The 16,295-nt window shown below is 69.3% G+C and carries 17 protein-coding genes; 10 read left to right on the forward strand and 7 right to left on the reverse strand.

Translation table 11 applies throughout. The features are described 5' to 3' along the window. Positions 1–40: 40 nt before the first annotated feature. A complete protein-coding gene (locus OG978_RS22320; protein ID WP_326766913.1) occupies positions 41–454 on the forward strand; it encodes a hypothetical protein in 414 nt (137 codons plus the stop codon). A gap of 48 nt (positions 455–502) precedes the next feature. Here OG978_RS22320 and OG978_RS22325 read toward each other — a convergent pair whose 3' ends face one another. The 3 genes from OG978_RS22325 to OG978_RS22335 form a co-directional block, all read right to left on the reverse strand. Then, positions 503–1,633, reverse strand: a complete 1,131-nt coding sequence (locus tag OG978_RS22325) for a catalase family protein (protein ID WP_326766914.1) — start codon at positions 1,631–1,633, stop codon at positions 503–505. Between the two features lie 55 nt (positions 1,634–1,688). Next, entirely contained in the window at positions 1,689–3,041 is a 1,353-nt protein-coding gene (locus OG978_RS22330; RefSeq protein ID WP_326766915.1) for a Dyp-type peroxidase, read from the reverse strand. 118 nt (positions 3,042–3,159) lie between these two features. Next, positions 3,160–3,741 carry a hypothetical protein gene (locus tag OG978_RS22335; protein ID WP_442817732.1) on the reverse strand — a complete coding sequence of 194 codons (582 nt, stop codon included), beginning with the start codon at positions 3,739–3,741 and terminating at the stop codon, positions 3,160–3,162. Between the two features lie 457 nt (positions 3,742–4,198). Between OG978_RS22335 and OG978_RS22340 the strand changes: the two genes are divergently transcribed. Continuing rightward, positions 4,199–4,876, forward strand: a complete 678-nt coding sequence (locus OG978_RS22340) for a GAP family protein (protein ID WP_326766917.1) — start codon at positions 4,199–4,201, stop codon at positions 4,874–4,876. Between the two features lie 133 nt (positions 4,877–5,009). On the opposite strand, the gene OG978_RS22345 is transcribed toward OG978_RS22340, so the two are convergent. Continuing rightward, positions 5,010–5,768 (reverse strand): phosphoglyceromutase, encoded by a 759-nt coding sequence (locus OG978_RS22345; RefSeq protein ID WP_326766918.1) that lies wholly within the window; start codon positions 5,766–5,768, stop codon positions 5,010–5,012. A gap of 204 nt (positions 5,769–5,972) precedes the next feature. Between OG978_RS22345 and OG978_RS22350 the strand changes: the two genes are divergently transcribed. Then, on the forward strand, positions 5,973–7,313 hold the full coding sequence (locus OG978_RS22350) for an MDR family MFS transporter (RefSeq protein ID WP_326766919.1): 1,341 nt from the start codon (positions 5,973–5,975) through the stop codon (positions 7,311–7,313). 83 nt (positions 7,314–7,396) lie between these two features. On the opposite strand, the gene OG978_RS22355 is transcribed toward OG978_RS22350, so the two are convergent. After that, positions 7,397–7,546, reverse strand: a complete 150-nt coding sequence (locus OG978_RS22355) for a hypothetical protein (protein ID WP_177328251.1) — start codon at positions 7,544–7,546, stop codon at positions 7,397–7,399. A 210-nt stretch (positions 7,547–7,756) separates the two neighbouring features. Then, complete coding sequence (gene phoU, locus OG978_RS22360; protein WP_326766920.1) at positions 7,757–8,434, reverse strand: phosphate signaling complex protein PhoU; 678 nt, start codon at positions 8,432–8,434, stop codon at positions 7,757–7,759. 197 nt (positions 8,435–8,631) lie between these two features. Here phoU and OG978_RS22365 point away from each other — a divergent pair, with 197 nt between their 5' ends. Both OG978_RS22365 and OG978_RS22370 read left to right on the forward strand, forming a co-directional pair. Next, the gene (locus OG978_RS22365) at positions 8,632–9,903 is read left to right on the forward strand and encodes a sensor histidine kinase (protein WP_326766921.1); all 1,272 of its coding nucleotides are present in this window, start codon (positions 8,632–8,634) and stop codon (positions 9,901–9,903) included. Then, positions 9,900–10,580, forward strand: coding sequence for a response regulator transcription factor (locus OG978_RS22370; RefSeq protein WP_072487966.1), 681 nt, complete (start codon positions 9,900–9,902; stop codon positions 10,578–10,580). The genes OG978_RS22365 and OG978_RS22370 overlap by 4 nt, the downstream gene beginning before the upstream one ends. Before the next feature lie 109 nt (positions 10,581–10,689). On the opposite strand, the gene OG978_RS22375 is transcribed toward OG978_RS22370, so the two are convergent. Continuing rightward, on the reverse strand, positions 10,690–11,313 hold the full coding sequence (locus OG978_RS22375) for a DUF461 domain-containing protein (protein WP_326766922.1): 624 nt from the start codon (positions 11,311–11,313) through the stop codon (positions 10,690–10,692). Positions 11,314–11,984: 671 nt separating this feature from the next. Here OG978_RS22375 and OG978_RS22380 point away from each other — a divergent pair. From OG978_RS22380 to cysS, 5 genes are all read left to right on the forward strand, one after another. Continuing rightward, positions 11,985–12,467: a CarD family transcriptional regulator gene (locus OG978_RS22380; RefSeq protein ID WP_006380568.1), complete on the forward strand. Its 483-nt coding sequence runs from the start codon at positions 11,985–11,987 to the stop codon at positions 12,465–12,467. A 375-nt stretch (positions 12,468–12,842) separates the two neighbouring features. Further along, on the forward strand, positions 12,843–13,589 hold the full coding sequence (gene ispD, locus OG978_RS22385) for a 2-C-methyl-D-erythritol 4-phosphate cytidylyltransferase (RefSeq protein WP_326766923.1): 747 nt from the start codon (positions 12,843–12,845) through the stop codon (positions 13,587–13,589). After that, positions 13,579–14,082, forward strand: a complete 504-nt coding sequence (gene ispF / locus OG978_RS22390) for a 2-C-methyl-D-erythritol 2,4-cyclodiphosphate synthase (RefSeq protein WP_326766924.1) — start codon at positions 13,579–13,581, stop codon at positions 14,080–14,082. The genes ispD and ispF overlap by 11 nt, the downstream gene beginning before the upstream one ends. A 304-nt stretch (positions 14,083–14,386) precedes the next feature. Then, positions 14,387–14,791 (forward strand): PPOX class F420-dependent oxidoreductase, encoded by a 405-nt coding sequence (locus tag OG978_RS22395; RefSeq protein WP_326766925.1) that lies wholly within the window; start codon positions 14,387–14,389, stop codon positions 14,789–14,791. Positions 14,792–14,872: 81 nt separating this feature from the next. After that, entirely contained in the window at positions 14,873–16,276 is a 1,404-nt protein-coding gene (cysS, locus tag OG978_RS22400; protein ID WP_326766926.1) for a cysteine--tRNA ligase, read from the forward strand. Positions 16,277–16,295 lie beyond the last annotated feature (19 nt).

Here is a 16,295-nt window from a genome sequence, read left to right on the forward strand (position 1 = left end):
GGGGGACGGTGTTGTCACACCCCCGCCTTACGCTCGGACCATGAGCGTTTCTGTCTACTACAGCGCCCGCCGGGCGGAGCCGCTGACCGGGGCCGAGTCGGCCGCCGTCGAGCGCGTGGTCGCCGCGCACGCGGAGTCGTTCCCGTACGACGACGAGGAGAGCCTGTATCTGTACGGCCTGGGCGGTGACGGCGACCAGGACGACGAGATCGTCGCCGGGTCGACGAAGCTGCCGATCGACCCCGGTCGGTGGATGCCGGTGATAGCCCATGTCCTCGACTCCGTCACCGAGCTGCGCCGCGCCGTCGGGGGAGCGGAGTGGCACGTCCACGCGGATGACGTCGACGTCCCGTGGGACGAGAAGGAGGGATACGCCCTGCCGGGCATGCGGGACGCGGCACTCATCGCCGAACTCGGCAGCCTCTGCGACACCCCGGACGAACAGGGCGGGTGAGGGGGCCGTTGCGACCGGGGTGGTCGCTTGCCCTGGTACCGGTCGGCCTCATCGCAGTGGGCCGAGTACCTCGTCGGCGCTGCGGGGTTCTGTCCGCGGCTGTTGGTTGAGCTTGTGGCGCTCGATGGAGGATCGCCGGTAGACCTCCTTGCGGGCCCGCATGATGTTGCCGAGGGGCGCGTGCTCGGCGGTGACCCGCCAGGGCGTGAAGGACAGCGCGTCCATCTTCTCCAGGTTCTCCGGGCCGGAGATGTCCTGCCGCGGCAGCCGCAGTTTCGCCACGGTGGTGGGCGGTGAGAGCTGCTCGGGCCACTCCACGGTGGTGTCCTCCACCGGCATGCGATCCAGGTCGGTGCAGAGCTGGACCTGGATGTCGAAGGCGTAGGGGCGCTCCTGCAACTCGGCTTGCAGGGCCGGTCGGAAGACCTCCGCGGCCGAGGCCGGGTCGAGGTCGCGCCGGACCACCGCGGCGGCGGAGGACGGGTCGGGGGTGATGCGGACCTTGGCGATGTACTCCCCGTGCCGGACCGCGCCCATCGTCCAGTAGCTCGACAGCAGCACATTGACCGGAGGGGTCTTCGACAGGCGCAGGAAGGCGAGGAACTCGTCCCACGCCCAGTTGTCCTGGTCCAGGGTTCCCTTTCCGGTCACGAACTCGGTGAAGAAACGATGTGCGCCGGGGCGGCCCTGGGAGAAGTAGGCCGGCGCGTTCAGGAACAATTCCTGGATGAACAGGTAGTGCTCGACCGTGTTGCAGAAGAAGATCGGTCCGTTGATGTTGGCGTAGTCGAATGTGCCTGTGTCCGGTTCGTCTTCCAGCAGGGTCGGGCCGGGGATGTCGAACATCTTGAGCGCCAGTCCGGTGGCGGCGCCCAGTCGCGCGTCGGCTCCGGCGTGTGGCGAGCCGTTGGAGAAGCGGATCAGCGCATCGTGGGTTCCCGGAGTCGCGTAGATTCCTTGGGCGTACTCGGGTGGCAGTCCGTCCAGGACTTCCACTTCCCCCCGGACCAGCCCGTAGCCCTTGGCATGGGCGTCGCGCAGTGCCCGTCCGGTGCCACCGGCCTCGACCGACTCGGCGATGTAGCTCTCGGTCTTCTCGATCACCGTCTGCAGGTTCTGGTCGAAGTGCGGGTCGTCGTCTTCGACATCAGGTGTGTAGCGGACGAACTGTGCTGGCATGACTTCGACCTCTCCTCGGAGAGCATGAACGGACCTCAGGGGGTGGGAATCGCTGTCAGTCCTCCAGTTCGGCGAGCCAGCGCAAGGCACGCAGACCCGGCAGGAAGCAGTACTCGCCGCCGCGGGTGACCACGAAGCTGGGCAGGTTCTGCAGGCGGCGCCGGACAGGCTTCTCGGGAATGGTGGCGCTGCCGGTTCCGTCGTGGTGCCCGGCCACCGGGTCCTTCTCGCCGGGGTAGCCGATGAAGTTGCCGTCGTTGACCCACTCGGCCTTGATGAACTCGAACTGCCGTTCCAGGTGGGCGCCGAGGAAGACTCCGACCAGGCCCCGGTCGGCACCGTCGTCCTCCAGCACGCCCTCCGGCAGCGGCGGCCCGTAGGTGGTGCCACGGCGGATGAGGCGGTGCATCCGCACGTCGCCGATGATGGTGGAATCACGGGGGTTGATACGCCGGATGTGCGCACCGGCGGGGCACCGGAACCCTCGGTCGTCGTTCTCCCGGTACAGGAAGTTGTTGACGCGGTGCGGATCTGCTGCCAGCTCCGGATCATCGTGCTCCGGCGTCAGCGTCAGTGGCGCCCCGCTGGGCCAGCGCCCGACCATCTTCGCCGCCAGGAGCGCCTCCTCCTCGGCGCCGGAGCTGTTCGCGCGCAGGTACCGGCGCCAGGCCGCCACATTGGTGTGGACCTTGCGCACGGCAGCGTAGGTCCCGTTGCGCCCCAGCACATCGGGGCTGGGCATGGGCGGCAGGCTGCCGGTCTCGTCGGGGTAGCCGAGGATGAACTCGCCTGCCTTGATGGGGACTTCCTGCGGGTTGGAGCCGGGCAGCCCGACGCCCTCGATGTTCGGCTGGCTGATGCCGTCACGGAAGCCGAAGGTGGTGCGCCCGGTCGGGAGCTGGTGGACGTCCTGCTGCCAGATCACCTGGACACCGGGCGTGTCCTCGTAGGCGACCCGGGCCCGCTCCAACTCCTTGGTCAGCTGGGCCGTGTCCGAGGAGAGGGCGCTCAACGCGATGTGGACCTCGCCCGTTCCGAACGGTGCCTCCCAGTGGGCCGGTGCACTCTCGCCCACGTCGCCGATCATCTCCGCCCGGGCGGCCATGCCCTCACGGAACGCCCGCGGAAAGCTGTCCAGCGAATCCTGGGGCACCCCCAGGGCCCTCAGCCCCTGGTAGGTGAGCGCCACCGCCACCCAGGCATCCTGGCTCCGGTCCACGCTCGGCAGACCACCCGCGGTCACCGGAAGCAGCCGCCGCAGCAGGGCGCGCCCGGCGTGGCGGTCATCGACGCGCAGGAAGATGAACTTCCCCTCGTACGGGACGGGCCGTGGGCGCAGTGCCCCGCTCTGGACGTCGTCGATCTCGACGCGCACGTCGGCCGGACTGCTGCTTCCCGTCGCATTCATGATTTCTTGTGCCTCCACATCGGTCTCCGCCTGGACAGCCCCGGCAGCGACTGGTCCGCGCCCGCCGACGCGGTCCACAGATGTGGGGTCGGCTCCGAGAGTCGGTTGTGTCCTGGTGCTAGGCCGAGGCTTCCGCCAGCAGCTTCTGGAAGGCCGGGGTGGCCACCAACTCGGCGTTCGCCGGGTTGTCCAGCGCTGCCCGGAACTCGGCGGTGTCCAGCACGTCCTGGAACGCGTCGTCCACGCGCTGGTCCTTGTAGATCTGCTGAACGGTCAGATCGGGGTAGGCGCTGACGAAGACCCCCGCAGGCGCCTGGTGGGCGACGAACCAGTCCTTGGCTCCCGGATCTGAGACGCCGGGGAACCCTTCGCTGTGCGAGAAGACCTTGTCGAAGCGGGCCCCGACCACCGTCTTGGCGAAGTCGTCGATGTAGGTGTCCCAGGAGCCGTCGAAGACGCTGGCGAACATGAACCGGGTGTCGTTGTCGAAGATCACGTGCCGTGCGTCGTGCAGGGTGCCGATCTGGCGCACCGCTGCATGGACCCTCTCGTCGTCCGCCGCGTCGGAGAGGGTGGCGAGATCCTCACGCAGAGCATCCGCCTCGCCCGGCTTGATCTTGGTGAAGACGGTGAACTCGCTGCAGACCCCGTCCGACCTGCCCGGCCGCTCGGGGTGAGCTGTCTGGGCTGCACCTGTCACCGCAGTCATCGTGAGATTCTCCTGCCACGGATCGATGCGAGGGTCGCCAAGCGCCCGAATCATGGGACGCCATCGCCCTCACGCATCAATCCTCACCACGGGTGCGCTGCCTCGCATCTCGGCTCTTGGGCGGGATGGCCACCCGGGGCGGATGCGTGAGGAACCCCCGGCACCGCGAAGCCCGGCCTCCTGATCACTTCCCGATCACCCCACCGGAGCCGATCGCGTTCCGTGCCGCGTCCGTTCCCGAGGACAGATCGGGCCAGGCGAAGGAAGATGGAACCGGGACATGCCGAGTGCGTCGGCGTCACCACTCCTCGCAGCCCCTTTCGCGGCCCTGGCCACAGCGGCGCAGCCGATCACGCAACCGCCCATCGCGCCGCCCAGGCGGTCGTGGCACCCCCTCCCGCCGAGCCCTGCTGCGGACCGCCGCTCTGACTCCCGTACGGAGGCAACCATGGGCGCAGTTCTCGGTGACGTGCTGGGTTTCGCGGCTGCCGTCGCGGTCAGCCCGCTCCCGATCATCGCCATCATCCTCATACTCGCCACGCCCCGGGGACGTCTCAACGGAGTCCTCTTCACCGTCGGCTGGATCCTGGGACTCTCGGCGCTGGGCGCGGTGATGCTGGCGATCGCTTCCCCCGCAGGTGCCTCCGTCCACAATCACCCGGCCACCTGGGTGGGAGCCCTCAAGCTCGCTCTGGGCTTGTTCCTCGTCCTCTTCGGCGCTCGGCAATGGCATCGGCGTCCCAGGGATCCCTCGCAGGCCCAGCTGCCGAAGTGGATGGGCGTGATCGACCGCCTCACGCCGGTCAAGGTCTTCGCACTCGGGCTGGCCCTGGCCGCGCTCAACGCCAAGAACGCCCCGCTGACCATCGCCGCGGGCGCCGCGATCGGCTCGGCCGGACTGCCGGTCGGGCAGCAGATCGCATCGCTGGCGATCTTCGTCCTGATCGCCACCCTCGGCCTGCTGGCCCCGCTGGGAGTCTTCCTGCTCGGGGGAGAACGAGCCAAGACCACGCTCGGCAACTGGAAGGACTGGGCAGCTCAGCACAATGTCGCAGTGATGGCCGTCCTGTTCTTCGTTCTCGGGTTGAAACTGCTCGGAGACGGCATCTCCATCCTCACCTCTTGACAGACCTGCCGCCGTCTTCGATACGGCCCGGTCCGGCTCCTCCCGCACCTGACGGCCCAGATACGGCCCCAGGGCAGTGACAAAGCCCCCTACTCGCGGAGAGTCCGCAGGCAGGGGGCTTGATCGTTCCGGGCTACTTCTTGCCCTGGTTCTTCACGGCCTCGATGGCGGCCTTCGCCGCGTCCGGGTCGAGGTAGGTGCCGCCCGGCTTCAAGGGGCGGAAGTCGGCGTCCAGTTCGTAGACGAGCGGGATGCCGGTCGGGATGTTCAGGCTCGCGATGTCGGCGTCGGAGATGCCGTCGAGGTGCTTGACCAGGGCCCGGAGGCTGTTGCCGTGGGCGGCGACCAGGACGGTCCTGCCGTCGAGGAGGTCCGGGACGATGCCGTCGTACCAGTACGGCAGCATGCGGACGACGACGTCCTTGAGGCACTCGGTGCGCGGGCGCAGCTCCGGCGGGATCGTCGCGTAGCGCGGGTCGTCGCTCTGCGAGAACTCGGTGCCGTCCTCCAGGGCGGGCGGCGGGGTGTCGTAGGAGCGGCGCCAGAGCATGAACTGCTCCTCGCCGAACTCGGCGAGCGTCTGGGCCTTGTCCTTGCCCTGCAGGGCGCCGTAGTGGCGCTCGTTCAGCCGCCAGGTGCGGTGGACCGGGATCCAGTGGCGGTCCGCGGACTCCAGCGCGAGCTGCGCGGTGCGGATGGCGCGCTTCTGGAGGGAGGTGTGCAGGACATCGGGGAGCAGACCGGCGTCCTTGAGCAGCTCACCGCCGCGGACTGCCTCCTTCTCGCCCTTCTCCGTGAGATTGACGTCCACCCAGCCGGTGAACAGGTTCTTCGCGTTCCATTCGCTCTCGCCGTGGCGGAGGAGGATCAGCTTGTACGGTGCGTCGGCCATGGGCCCGAGCGTAATCGAACCCCTGTGGGCTCCGTGCGGCCGGTCACAGAGCGGACAGGGGGCGGGGCGGACGGCCGGGAACGGGGACGATTGACGGCAGGCGTCAATTGACTGGCGTACCGGAATCCAGGATTCGTAACGTTCGTACAGCCACCGGGACTCTTACCGCGGTGTCCGTTCCGTACTTCCCTGGGGGGATGCCGCATGTCTGTCGCCGGTCTCAGACGGGCCGCACACGAATCCGTGTCCGGGCTCCCCAGACAGTTCTGGTGGCTGTGGACCAGCACGCTGGTCAACCGTCTCGGAGCGTTCGTCGCCACTTTCATGGCGCTGTACCTGACCCTGGACCGGGGCTACTCGGCCTCGTACGCCGGTCTGGTCGCCGCGCTGCACGGGCTCGGCGGGGTCGTGTCCTCGCTCGGGGCGGGGGTGATGACCGACCGGCTCGGCCGCCGGCCCACCATGCTCATCGCGCAGACGTCGACGGCCGTGTCCGTGGCCGTGCTCGGATTCATGGTCCACCCGGTGGCGATCGCGGCGGTCGCCTTCGTCGTCGGCATGGCCAGCAACGCGTCGCGGCCCGCCGTGCAGGCCATGATGGCCGACATCGTCCGGCCCGAGGACCGGGTGCGGGCCTTCTCGCTCAACTACTGGGCCATCAACCTCGGCTTCGCCGTCTCGTCGGCCGGTGCCGGGTTCGTCGCCGAGTACAGCTATCTCGCCGGGTTCCTCGGCGAGGCCGCGATGACGCTGGTCTGCGCCGTCGTCGTCTTCATGAAGGTGCCCGAGTCGCGGCCGGAGAAGCCGGTGGTGTCCGGCCGCGCGGTCGACGACGGTGCGGACGAGGTCCGGCTCTCCACCGTGCTGCGCGACGGCCGGTTCATGAGCGTCGTCGGGCTGTCCTTCGTCATCGCCCTGATCTTCCAGCAGGGGTACGTGGGGCTGCCGGTGGCCATGGGGACGGACGGGTTCTCCAGCTCCGACTTCGGCACCGCGGTCGCCGTCAACGGGGTGCTGATCGTGGTGCTCCAGATCCCCGTCACCCGCTTCATCCAGCATCGCGATCCGCGCCGGCTGCTCATCGTGTCGTCGCTGCTGGCGGGGTACGGATTCGGGCTGACCGCGTTCGCCGGTTCGGTCGCCGTCTACGCGCTGACCATCTGCGTCTGGACGGTCGCCGAGATCGTCAACTCGCCCATCCAGAGCAGCCTGGTCGTCCGGCTGTCGCCGGCCCGGGGCCGGGGCCGCTACCAGGGCATGTACACGATGTCGTGGTCCGCGGCCGCGCTGGTCGCACCGCTGATGTCGGGCCTGGTGATCGACCGGTTCGGGGCGCAGTGGCTGTGGGGCGCGTGCGCCGTCCTGGGGACCGGGGCCGCGCTGGGGTACTGGCTGCTGATGCGGAACCTTCCGGGGGAGGACGGGACGGCCGAGAGCGGCAGCCGGGTGGCGGAGAGCGGCGGTGGCGAGGGGAGCGCGGCCCCGGTCGCTTCCGGGGCGGATGCGGCTTCCGGCACCGGGCCCGCCGTCGAGCGGACGGTCTGAGCGCCGCCGCCCCGCACACGGAGGCGCCCCGCGCGGAGCGGTTCGTCTCCGCGCGGGGCGCATTCGGCATTCGTGGCAGCCGGTCAGCCGCAGCAGCCACCGCACTGGCACGGGGCCCCGGACTGGCAGCCGCAGCCGCAGCCCGAGCCGCAGCCGCAGGCGCCGAGCAGGGTCAGGTGCACCACTTCGGCGGGTGCCTCCTGCTGAGGGTCGGTCGTGGGGGAATCGGCCATGGTTCCTCCTCAAGGCGTACGACAGGGCCGTACGCCACGAAGACGCGCGTACGACCGGGGCGTACGGACAAGGCGTGCCGCCCCACCCCATTGCATGCCCACCCGGGCGGGCGCATCAACGGCGCATACGCGCAGAAACACTTTTACGACCCCGATGCGCCCACGCACGCCCGTACGCGCTCTGGTCACGCGTCTTTCATGCGCCTCCGGTCACGCGCCTTCTACCGGCGTCTGCTGCTGGATCTCGTCGGCGTGCTCGCCCGTCACCAGATAGACGACCCGCTTGGCGACCGACACCGCGTGGTCCGCGAAGCGCTCGTAGTAGCGGCCGAGCAGGGTCACGTCGACGGCGGTCTCGATGCCGTGCTTCCAGCGGTCGTCCATCAGGTGCTGGAACAGCGTGCGGTGCAGCAGGTCCATCTCGTCGTCGTCCTGCTCCAGCTGGAGCGCCAGGTCGACGTCCTTGGTGATGATCACCTCCGCGGCCTTGGCCATCAGGCGCTGCGCCAGCTGCCCCATCTCCAGAATGGTGGCGTGCAGGTCGTTCGGCACCGCCGACTGCGGGAACCGCAGCCGGGTCAGCTTGGCGACGTGCTGGGCGAGGTCGCCCGAGCGCTCCAGGTCGGCGCTCATCCGCAGGGAGGTGACCACGATGCGCAGATCCGTCGCCACGGGCTGCTGACGCGCGAGCAGGGCGATGGCCCGCGCCTCCAGGTCGTGCTGAAGGTCGTCGACCTTCTGGTCGGCGGCGATCACGCTCTCCGCGAGCTTGAGATCGGCATCGAGCATGGACGTCGTCGCCCGGCCGATCGCCGACCCGACGAGGCGGGCCATCTCGACCAGCCCTTCGCCGATCGAGTCGAGTTCCTCGTGGTACGCGTCACGCATGGAAGTCCCTCTCCAGTCCTTGGTAAGGCCGGGGCCAGGTTTCGAACCCCACGCTGCCACCCTGAGTGGCGTACGCGTCGGCTTCCGGCCGCCCAAGTGAACCAACCCTTGCTCCTCGGTGAACTCTGGGCGACGAGTGTTCGGATACGCACTCGGATGGCTGGGAGAGTCCTCCCGGACCCGCATAACCTTGACGTATGGACGTGAACGCGGCAGTCGCCGCAGCTGCGGCGATCGGCGGTGCGTGTACCGGCGTCATCGCCATGCTTGCGTTCCGCTGGAGCGAGCGCGACCAGAAGAAGCCGACGCGAACCTCCATGCGGCCCGACAGCAACGCGCCCCTGCCGCCCGGGGTGGACACGGTCCTGTCCGTGCTCAGCTCCTCGGCGGTCGTGCTCGACGAGAGCGACAGTGTGGTCAAGGCCAGTTCCGCCGCCTATGCGCTGGGACTGGTCAGGGGCGGACGGCTCGCCGTCGACGCGATGCTGAACATGGCCAGGGACACCCGCCGTGACGGTGAGATACGGCAGGGCGAACTGGACCTTCCCCGGCGCGGCACGGGCCGCGGCGAGGCCCTCGCGGTCTCCGCCCGGGTCGCCCCGCTCGGCTCCCGGCTGGTGCTCCTGCTGGTCGAGGACCTCACCGAGGCCCGCCGGATAGAAGCGGTACGGCGCGACTTCGTCGCCAATGTCAGCCATGAGCTCAAGACCCCGGTCGGCGCGCTCTCGCTGCTCTCCGAGGCCGTGATGGACGCCTCCGACGACCCGGAGGCGGTGGAACGGTTCGCGGGCCGGATGCAGATCGAGGCGACCCGGCTGACCAACCTCGTACAGGAGATCATCGACCTCTCGCGGGTGCAGAACGACGACCCGCTGGAGGACGCCGAGCCGGTCCGGGTGGACGAGCTGGTGGCCGAGGCCATCGACCGCTGCCGCCAGCAGGCCGGCTCGAAGCAGATCACCATGGCGGCGGGCGGCACCGCGGAGCTTCGTATCTGGGGCAACCGCGGCCAGCTCGCCGCGGCGCTCGGCAATCTCGTCGAGAACGCCGTCAACTACAGCCCCGCCCGTACCCGAGTGGGCATCGCCGCCAGGCGACTGTCCGTGCCCGGCGGGGACCAGATCGAGATAGCCGTGACCGACCAGGGCATCGGCATCTCGGAGAAGGACCGCGAGCGGGTCTTCGAACGCTTCTACCGCGTCGACCCGGCCCGCTCACGGGCCACCGGTGGCACCGGCCTCGGCCTCGCCATCGTGAAGCACGTGGCCGCCTCGCACGGCGGGGAGGTCACGGTCTGGAGCTCGGAGGGCCAGGGCTCCACCTTCACCCTGCGGCTGCCCGAAGCGGGCTCCGTACGGGAACGGGACCGCAGCTCGGGACCGCCCGTCGTCAACGGCGACGAGGGCCCCCATGGACCCGCTCACCCCGACACCCTTGAATCATTCCCTGCCCCGGAGGTCCTTCCGTGACCCGAGTGCTCGTCGTCGAGGATGAGGAATCCTTCAGCGACGCCCTGTCCTACATGCTCCGCAAGGAAGGCTTCGAGGTCGCCATCGCGGCCACGGGCCCGGACGGGCTTGACGAGTTCGAGCGCAACGGCGCCGACCTCGTACTGCTCGACCTGATGCTGCCGGGCCTGCCCGGCACGGAGGTCTGTCGTCAGCTGCGCAGCAGGTCCAATGTCCCCGTGATCATGGTCACGGCGAAGGACAGCGAGATCGACAAGGTCGTCGGCCTGGAAATAGGAGCCGACGACTACGTGACCAAGCCGTTCTCCTCGCGGGAGCTGGTCGCCCGCATCCGCGCGGTGCTGCGCCGTCGCGGCGAGCCGGAGGAGGTCACCCCGGCCGCCCTGGAGGCGGGCCCGGTGCGGATGGACGTGGACCGCCACGTCGTCACCGTCGCCGGCGGCAAGGTCGACCTCCCGCTCAAGGAGTTCGACCTGCTGGAGATGCTGCTGCGCAACGCGGGCCGGGTCCTGACCCGCATGCAGCTGATCGACCGGGTGTGGGGCGCGGACTACGTGGGTGACACCAAGACCCTCGACGTTCACGTCAAACGGCTGCGCGCCAAGATCGAGCCCGACCCGGGTGCTCCGCGCTTCCTGGTGACGGTGCGGGGCCTGGGGTACAAGTTCGAGCCGTAAACCGTCAGGTGTGCGAACGGCGGAGGGCGCTCCCCGAAAGGGAGGCGCCCTCCGCCGTTCGTTCACGTACCGGCGCGTCAGGTGTCCGCGCGCCGCTGTCCGCGTGCGGTCAGTGGGACTGCGCCGAGGCGGACGCGGCGTCGGTCGGGGTGCCCTCCGGCGTCCCGGAGGCGGAACCGGTCGGCTTCGCCCCGGGCGACTTCTCCGGCGCCACCGGCAGCGCGCTCGGGCCGGAGTCCGCGAAGTAGCCCGTCGCCGGGACGACGAACGCGCCGAGCGGGATCTCCCCGGTCGAGCTGAACTTGAAGACGACAGGCTGCACATTGCCCGCCTGGGCGGCCTCGCGGCCGTTCTCGATCACGGCGGACGCGTTGCCCTCGCCGCCGAGGATCACCGTGCCGCCGGCCGGGACGACGACCGGTCCGGCGCCCTTGGCGGCGTGCAGCTGCACTGAGGCGCTCGAACCCGGCAGCGTGACGGCTTCCAGGGTCTGCGGCTTCGTGCCGTTGTTGAACAGCGTCGCGGCGACGACGGCCGGGCCCTCGGCCGTGCGCTCGGGCTGGGTGACGACGTTCGCGTTCTGGATGCTGATGTCACCGATGGTGGTGGCAGCAGTGTCCGGCCTGACCTTGAGCGTCGCGGCGTCATTGCCCGCACCGCACGCGGTGAGCGAGGCGATCGAGAACACGATGGCTGTGGCGGCGAGGGCGCCGTGTCGAAGGCTGCGGCTCACGGCGGCGGCATCTCCTTGAACGTTCGGACTGCGGACGGGAGGGGAGCGACGTAAAGCCGCCCTAAGGGTGTGTCAGCGGCCTTAGGCTACCGAGCCGCCCGGCCCGCCCCGCACCCGACCCGCCTCTAGGTCCTCTCGTTCGGATCACGCGAGCCCGGCGTGATCCGAACGAGAGGCCCTGGGCGCCTCGGTACTTCCTGCGGTCGTGCCGTTCGGAGGCCTGCTGCCCGGCAAAGGCTCGCGGGTCGGCGCACGCCGAAACGGGCTGACACATGCCGTTCACATATCGCCGGTGATCAATTCATGGAGCGTGGCGCATTCCGTGCGTATAAGCGATCGAGCGGGGTTGTTGATCAATTCCATTGATCAGCGGCACTTAGCTCCGTACGGGTGATCGGTCTTCGAACGGAGTACGGAAAGTTCACCATCCGGAATCCGGCAAAACGGGATGTTCAACCCCTTCGTGGGGTGGTTCCGATGTGTGTGACGTGCGCGTTTCGCCCCGCCCGCGCAACCGCTCCGACCTGCGAATACCGTCCCCCGTGAACCTTCCGCAGCACGTACGCGTCGCTGTTGTCAAGCCCCGAGATATGCCCTGACCTGCGAAAACGTCATTCAGGAGAAGCTGTTCTCGTGTTACTCTTGATAGCCACGGAAGGGGTACCTGTCACATGACGTTCAAGGTTGGCGACACCGTGGTCTATCCCCATCACGGGGCCGCGCTGATCGAGGCTATCGAAACTCGCCAGATCAAAGGCGTGGACAAGACCTACTTGGTGCTCAAGGTCGCCCAGGGCGACTTGACGGTTCGCGTGCCGGCGGACAATGCGGAGTTCGTGGGTGTGCGCGACGTGGTCGGGCAGGAAGGGCTGGACCGGGTCTTCGAGGTGCTTCGTGCACCGTATGCCGAGGAGCCGACGAACTGGTCCCGGCGCTACAAGGCAAATCTCGAGAAGCTCGCCTCCGGCGATGTCATCAAGGTCGCCGAAGTGGTTCGCGACCTGTGGCGTCGTGAGCGCGAGCGTGGACTCTCCGCAGGTGAGAAGCGCATGCTCGCCAAGGCTCGCCAGATTCTGGTGAGCGAGCTCGCGCTCGCGGAGAACACGAACGAAGACAAGGCCGAGGCTCTGCTCGACGAGGTTCTCGCGTCCTGAACCGGCTCGCGCCGGTCGTAATCAATGTGCCGCGGTGCCCGCTGACAACCGTATTCACGGTATGTCGTCGGGCGCCGCCGCATGTCCGGATTCAGCTGCGGTATGGCTGGGTGCGGCCGCGGCGTGGCTGAATTTCTGGCGCAGCCTGTCCGGATTACGTCCCGATTCACCGATGCGTTGGCTTCATCGGTGATACCCCCGATACGTTGCTCGCGATCTTGTGTAGCCGATCCCGAGCGACCGGTGCGGCTTGTCCGAATCGACCGGGTGTCACGGAAAGGGCCCGGTCGAGTCGTGGCATGGCGCCCGGCTCGCTTGTGGCCATACCCATGTCGGCTGTGGAAACAAACATGCCGAAGCTCCGGAGTGCAACCGATGTCTGATCAATCGCGTCCGTACCGCACCGCCGCCGTGATTCCCGCAGCCGGCCGCGGCGTACGGCTCGGTCCGGGTGCCCCCAAGGCGCTCCGTGCGCTGGGCGGGACACCCATGCTCATCCACGCGGTCCGGGCCATGGCGGCGTCCCGTTCCGTCTCCCTGGTCGTCGTCGTCGCACCGCCGGACGGCGCCCCCGAGGTCAAGAACCTGCTCGACGAGCACGCCCTGCCCGAGCGCACCGACTACCTCGTCGTGCCCGGCGGCGACACCCGTCAGGAGTCGGTGCGGCTCGGCCTCGACGCGCTGCCCGAGGACATCTCCGCCGTCCTCGTCCATGACGCGGCGCGCCCGCTGGTGCCCGTCGACACGGTGGACGCGGTGATCGAGGCGGTACGGGACGGGGCGCCCGCCGTCGTCCCCGCGCTGCCGCTGGCCGACACCGTCAAGGAGGTCGAGCCGGGTGCGCCGGGGGAGCCGGAGCCGGTGCTCGGCACGCCCGTACGGGCCAGGCTGCGTGCCGTGCAGACCCCGCAGGGCTTCGACCGCGACACGCTCGTACGGGCGCACGCCGCCGTCGCCGTCAGCGGTGAGGGCGCGACGGACGACGCGGGCATGGTGGAGCAGCTCGGGGCGCCCGTCGTGGTCGTACCCGGGCACGAAGAGGCGTTCAAGGTGACCCGGCCGCTGGATCTGGTGCTGGCCGAGGCGGTACTCGCACGCAGGAGGGCGAACGATGGCTTCTGAGGAACGGAACGCTCCGGTGATCCCGCAGGTCGGGATCGGCACCGACATCCACGCCTTCGAAGAGGGCCGCGAGCTGTGGTGCGCGGGGCTGCTCTGGGAGGGCGAGGGTCCCGGTCTGGCCGGGCACTCGGATGCCGATGTCGTCGCGCACGCCGCGTGCAACGCGCTCTTCTCGGCCGCCGGGCTCGGCGACCTCGGGCAGCACTTCGGCACCGGGCGGCCCGAGTGGTCCGGCGCGGCCGGGGTGACCCTGCTGACCGAGGCGGCCCGGATCGTGCGGGCCGAGGGCTTCGAGATCGGCAATGTCGCCGTTCAGGTCGTCGGCGTACGGCCGAAGATCGGCAAGCGGCGCGACGAGGCGCAGAAGGTGCTGTCGGCCGCCGTGGGGGCGCCCGTCTCGCTCTCCGCGGCCACCTCCGACGGGCTCGGCTTCACCGGGCGGGGCGAGGGCATCGCCGGGATCGCGACCGCGCTGGTCTACCGCACCGGCTGACCCGGTCGCGGCCCTGACCTGCCGGTATTCCAGGGCCACAGCCTTGTTGCACATCACTTGCACATACGCTGGTGCGGCAAGCGATGTGTCGTACGAGGGCGGTGGGCGCGTGGATGAGCACGATGGCGGAGGCGCCGGTACGGCCGGAGCCGACGGGTACGTACTGCGCACCGCCACCCCCGCCGCTCACGGGTGCCGCGCTCGCCTTGACCCTTCCGGTGGGCAGGAACGGGAAGCGGGAGCATTGAAACGGGGTTGGGGTACGGGTAGAGGCACCACCGATCCCACTGGGAGGACGTACGCCATGCCCGCCGCACTCTCCGAAGAACTCAAGGCGCTGCTCGACACCCCCGTCTTCGTCACCGTCGCCACCATCCAGCCCGACGGCAGCCCCCAGGTCTCCCCGGTCTGGGTCAAGCGCGACGGCGACGACGTGCTCATCTCGACGACGGTCGGCCGCCGCAAGGAGCAGAACCTCAGCCGCGACCCGCGGGTCTCCGTCGTCGTGCAGCCCTTCGCCGCCCCGTACACGTACGCCGAGATCCGCGGCACCGCCGCCCTGACCACCGAGGGCGGCGAGGAGCTCATCGACGAGCTGTCCGTGAAGTACACCGGCAAGAAGTACGCGGAGTTCAACCCCTCCTCCGCCGACGACGCCGAACGCGTGGTCGTCCGGATCACCCCGCGCAAGGTCGTCGGACGCATCTGAGACACCCCCGCCGTCACAAACTTGTCCCCGCGATCCCCAAGGGGTCGCGGGGCACTGGTGCGCGCCCACTACCCTTGAGGCGTGACTATTCGCCTGTACGACACCAGCGCCCGGCAGATCCGTGACTTCGTACCGCTCACAGCGGGCTGTGTCTCGATCTACCTCTGTGGCGCGACCGTCCAGGCCGCCCCGCACATCGGGCACATCCGCTCCGGGCTGAACTTCGACATCATGCGCCGCTGGTTCGAGTACCGCGGCTACGACGTCACGTTCGTACGGAACGTCACCGACATCGACGACAAGATCATCGCGAAGTCCGCGGAACAGGGCCGCCCGTGGTGGGCCATCGGGTACGAGAACGAGCGGGCGTTCAACGCCGGCTACGACGCGCTCGGCTGCCTCCCGGTCACCTACGAGCCCCGCGCCACCGGTCACGTCCCCGAGATGATCGAGATGATGCGGGGCCTGATCGAACGCGGTCACGCCTACGCGGCCGACGGCAACGTCTACTTCGACGTGCGCTCGTTCCCCGGCTACCTGGAGCTCTCCAACCAGGACCTGGACGATCTGCGCCAGCCGTCCGGCGACGGCGAGACCGGCAAGCGCGACCAGCGCGACTTCGCCATGTGGAAGGCGACCAGGCCGGGCGAGCCCAGCTGGGAGACCCCGTGGGGCCGCGGCCGCCCCGGCTGGCACCTGGAGTGCTCCGCCATGGCGCACAAGTACCTCGGCACCGCCTTCGACATCCACGGCGGCGGCATCGACCTGATCTTCCCGCACCACGAGAACGAGATCGCCCAGGCCAAGGCCTACGGCGACGAGTTCGCGAAGTACTGGGTGCACAACGGCTGGGTCACCATGTCCGGCGAGAAGATGTCGAAGTCGCTGGGCAACTCCGTGCTGGTCAGCGAGATGGTCAAGGCATGGCGCCCCATCGTGCTGCGCTACTACCTCGGCACCCCGCACTACCGGTCGATGATCGAGTACAGCGAGGAGGCCCTGCGCGAGGCCGAGTCCGCGTTCGCGCGGATCGAGGGCTTCGTCCAGCGCGTCACCGAGAAGGCGGGCGAGACGGTCGAGCCCGCCACCGAGGTGCCGCCGGCCTTCGCCGAGGCGATGGACGACGACCTGGGCGTCCCGCAGGCGCTCGCGATCGTCCACACCACGGTCCGCCAGGGCAACTCCGCACTGGCCGCCGACGACAAGGAGGCCGCGGTCGCCCGGCTCGCGGAGGTCCGCGCGATGCTCGGCGTTCTCGGCCTCGACCCGCTCGACGAGCACTGGGCGGGCGAGAGCGACCGCGGCGACGATCTCCACGGGGTCGTCGACACGCTCGTACGGCTCGTCCTGGACCAGCGCCAGTCGGCCCGCGAGCGCAAGGACTGGCCCGCCGCCGACGCCATCCGCGACCAGCTCAACCAGTCCGGACTCGTCATCGAGGACAGCCCCACCGGACCGCGGTGGACACTCGGCCCGCGCCAGTAGTCCCCACCGTGTGCCGCCC

Source organism: Streptomyces sp. NBC_01591 (genome assembly GCF_035918155.1).
GTDB lineage: Bacteria > Actinomycetota > Actinomycetes > Streptomycetales > Streptomycetaceae > Streptomyces.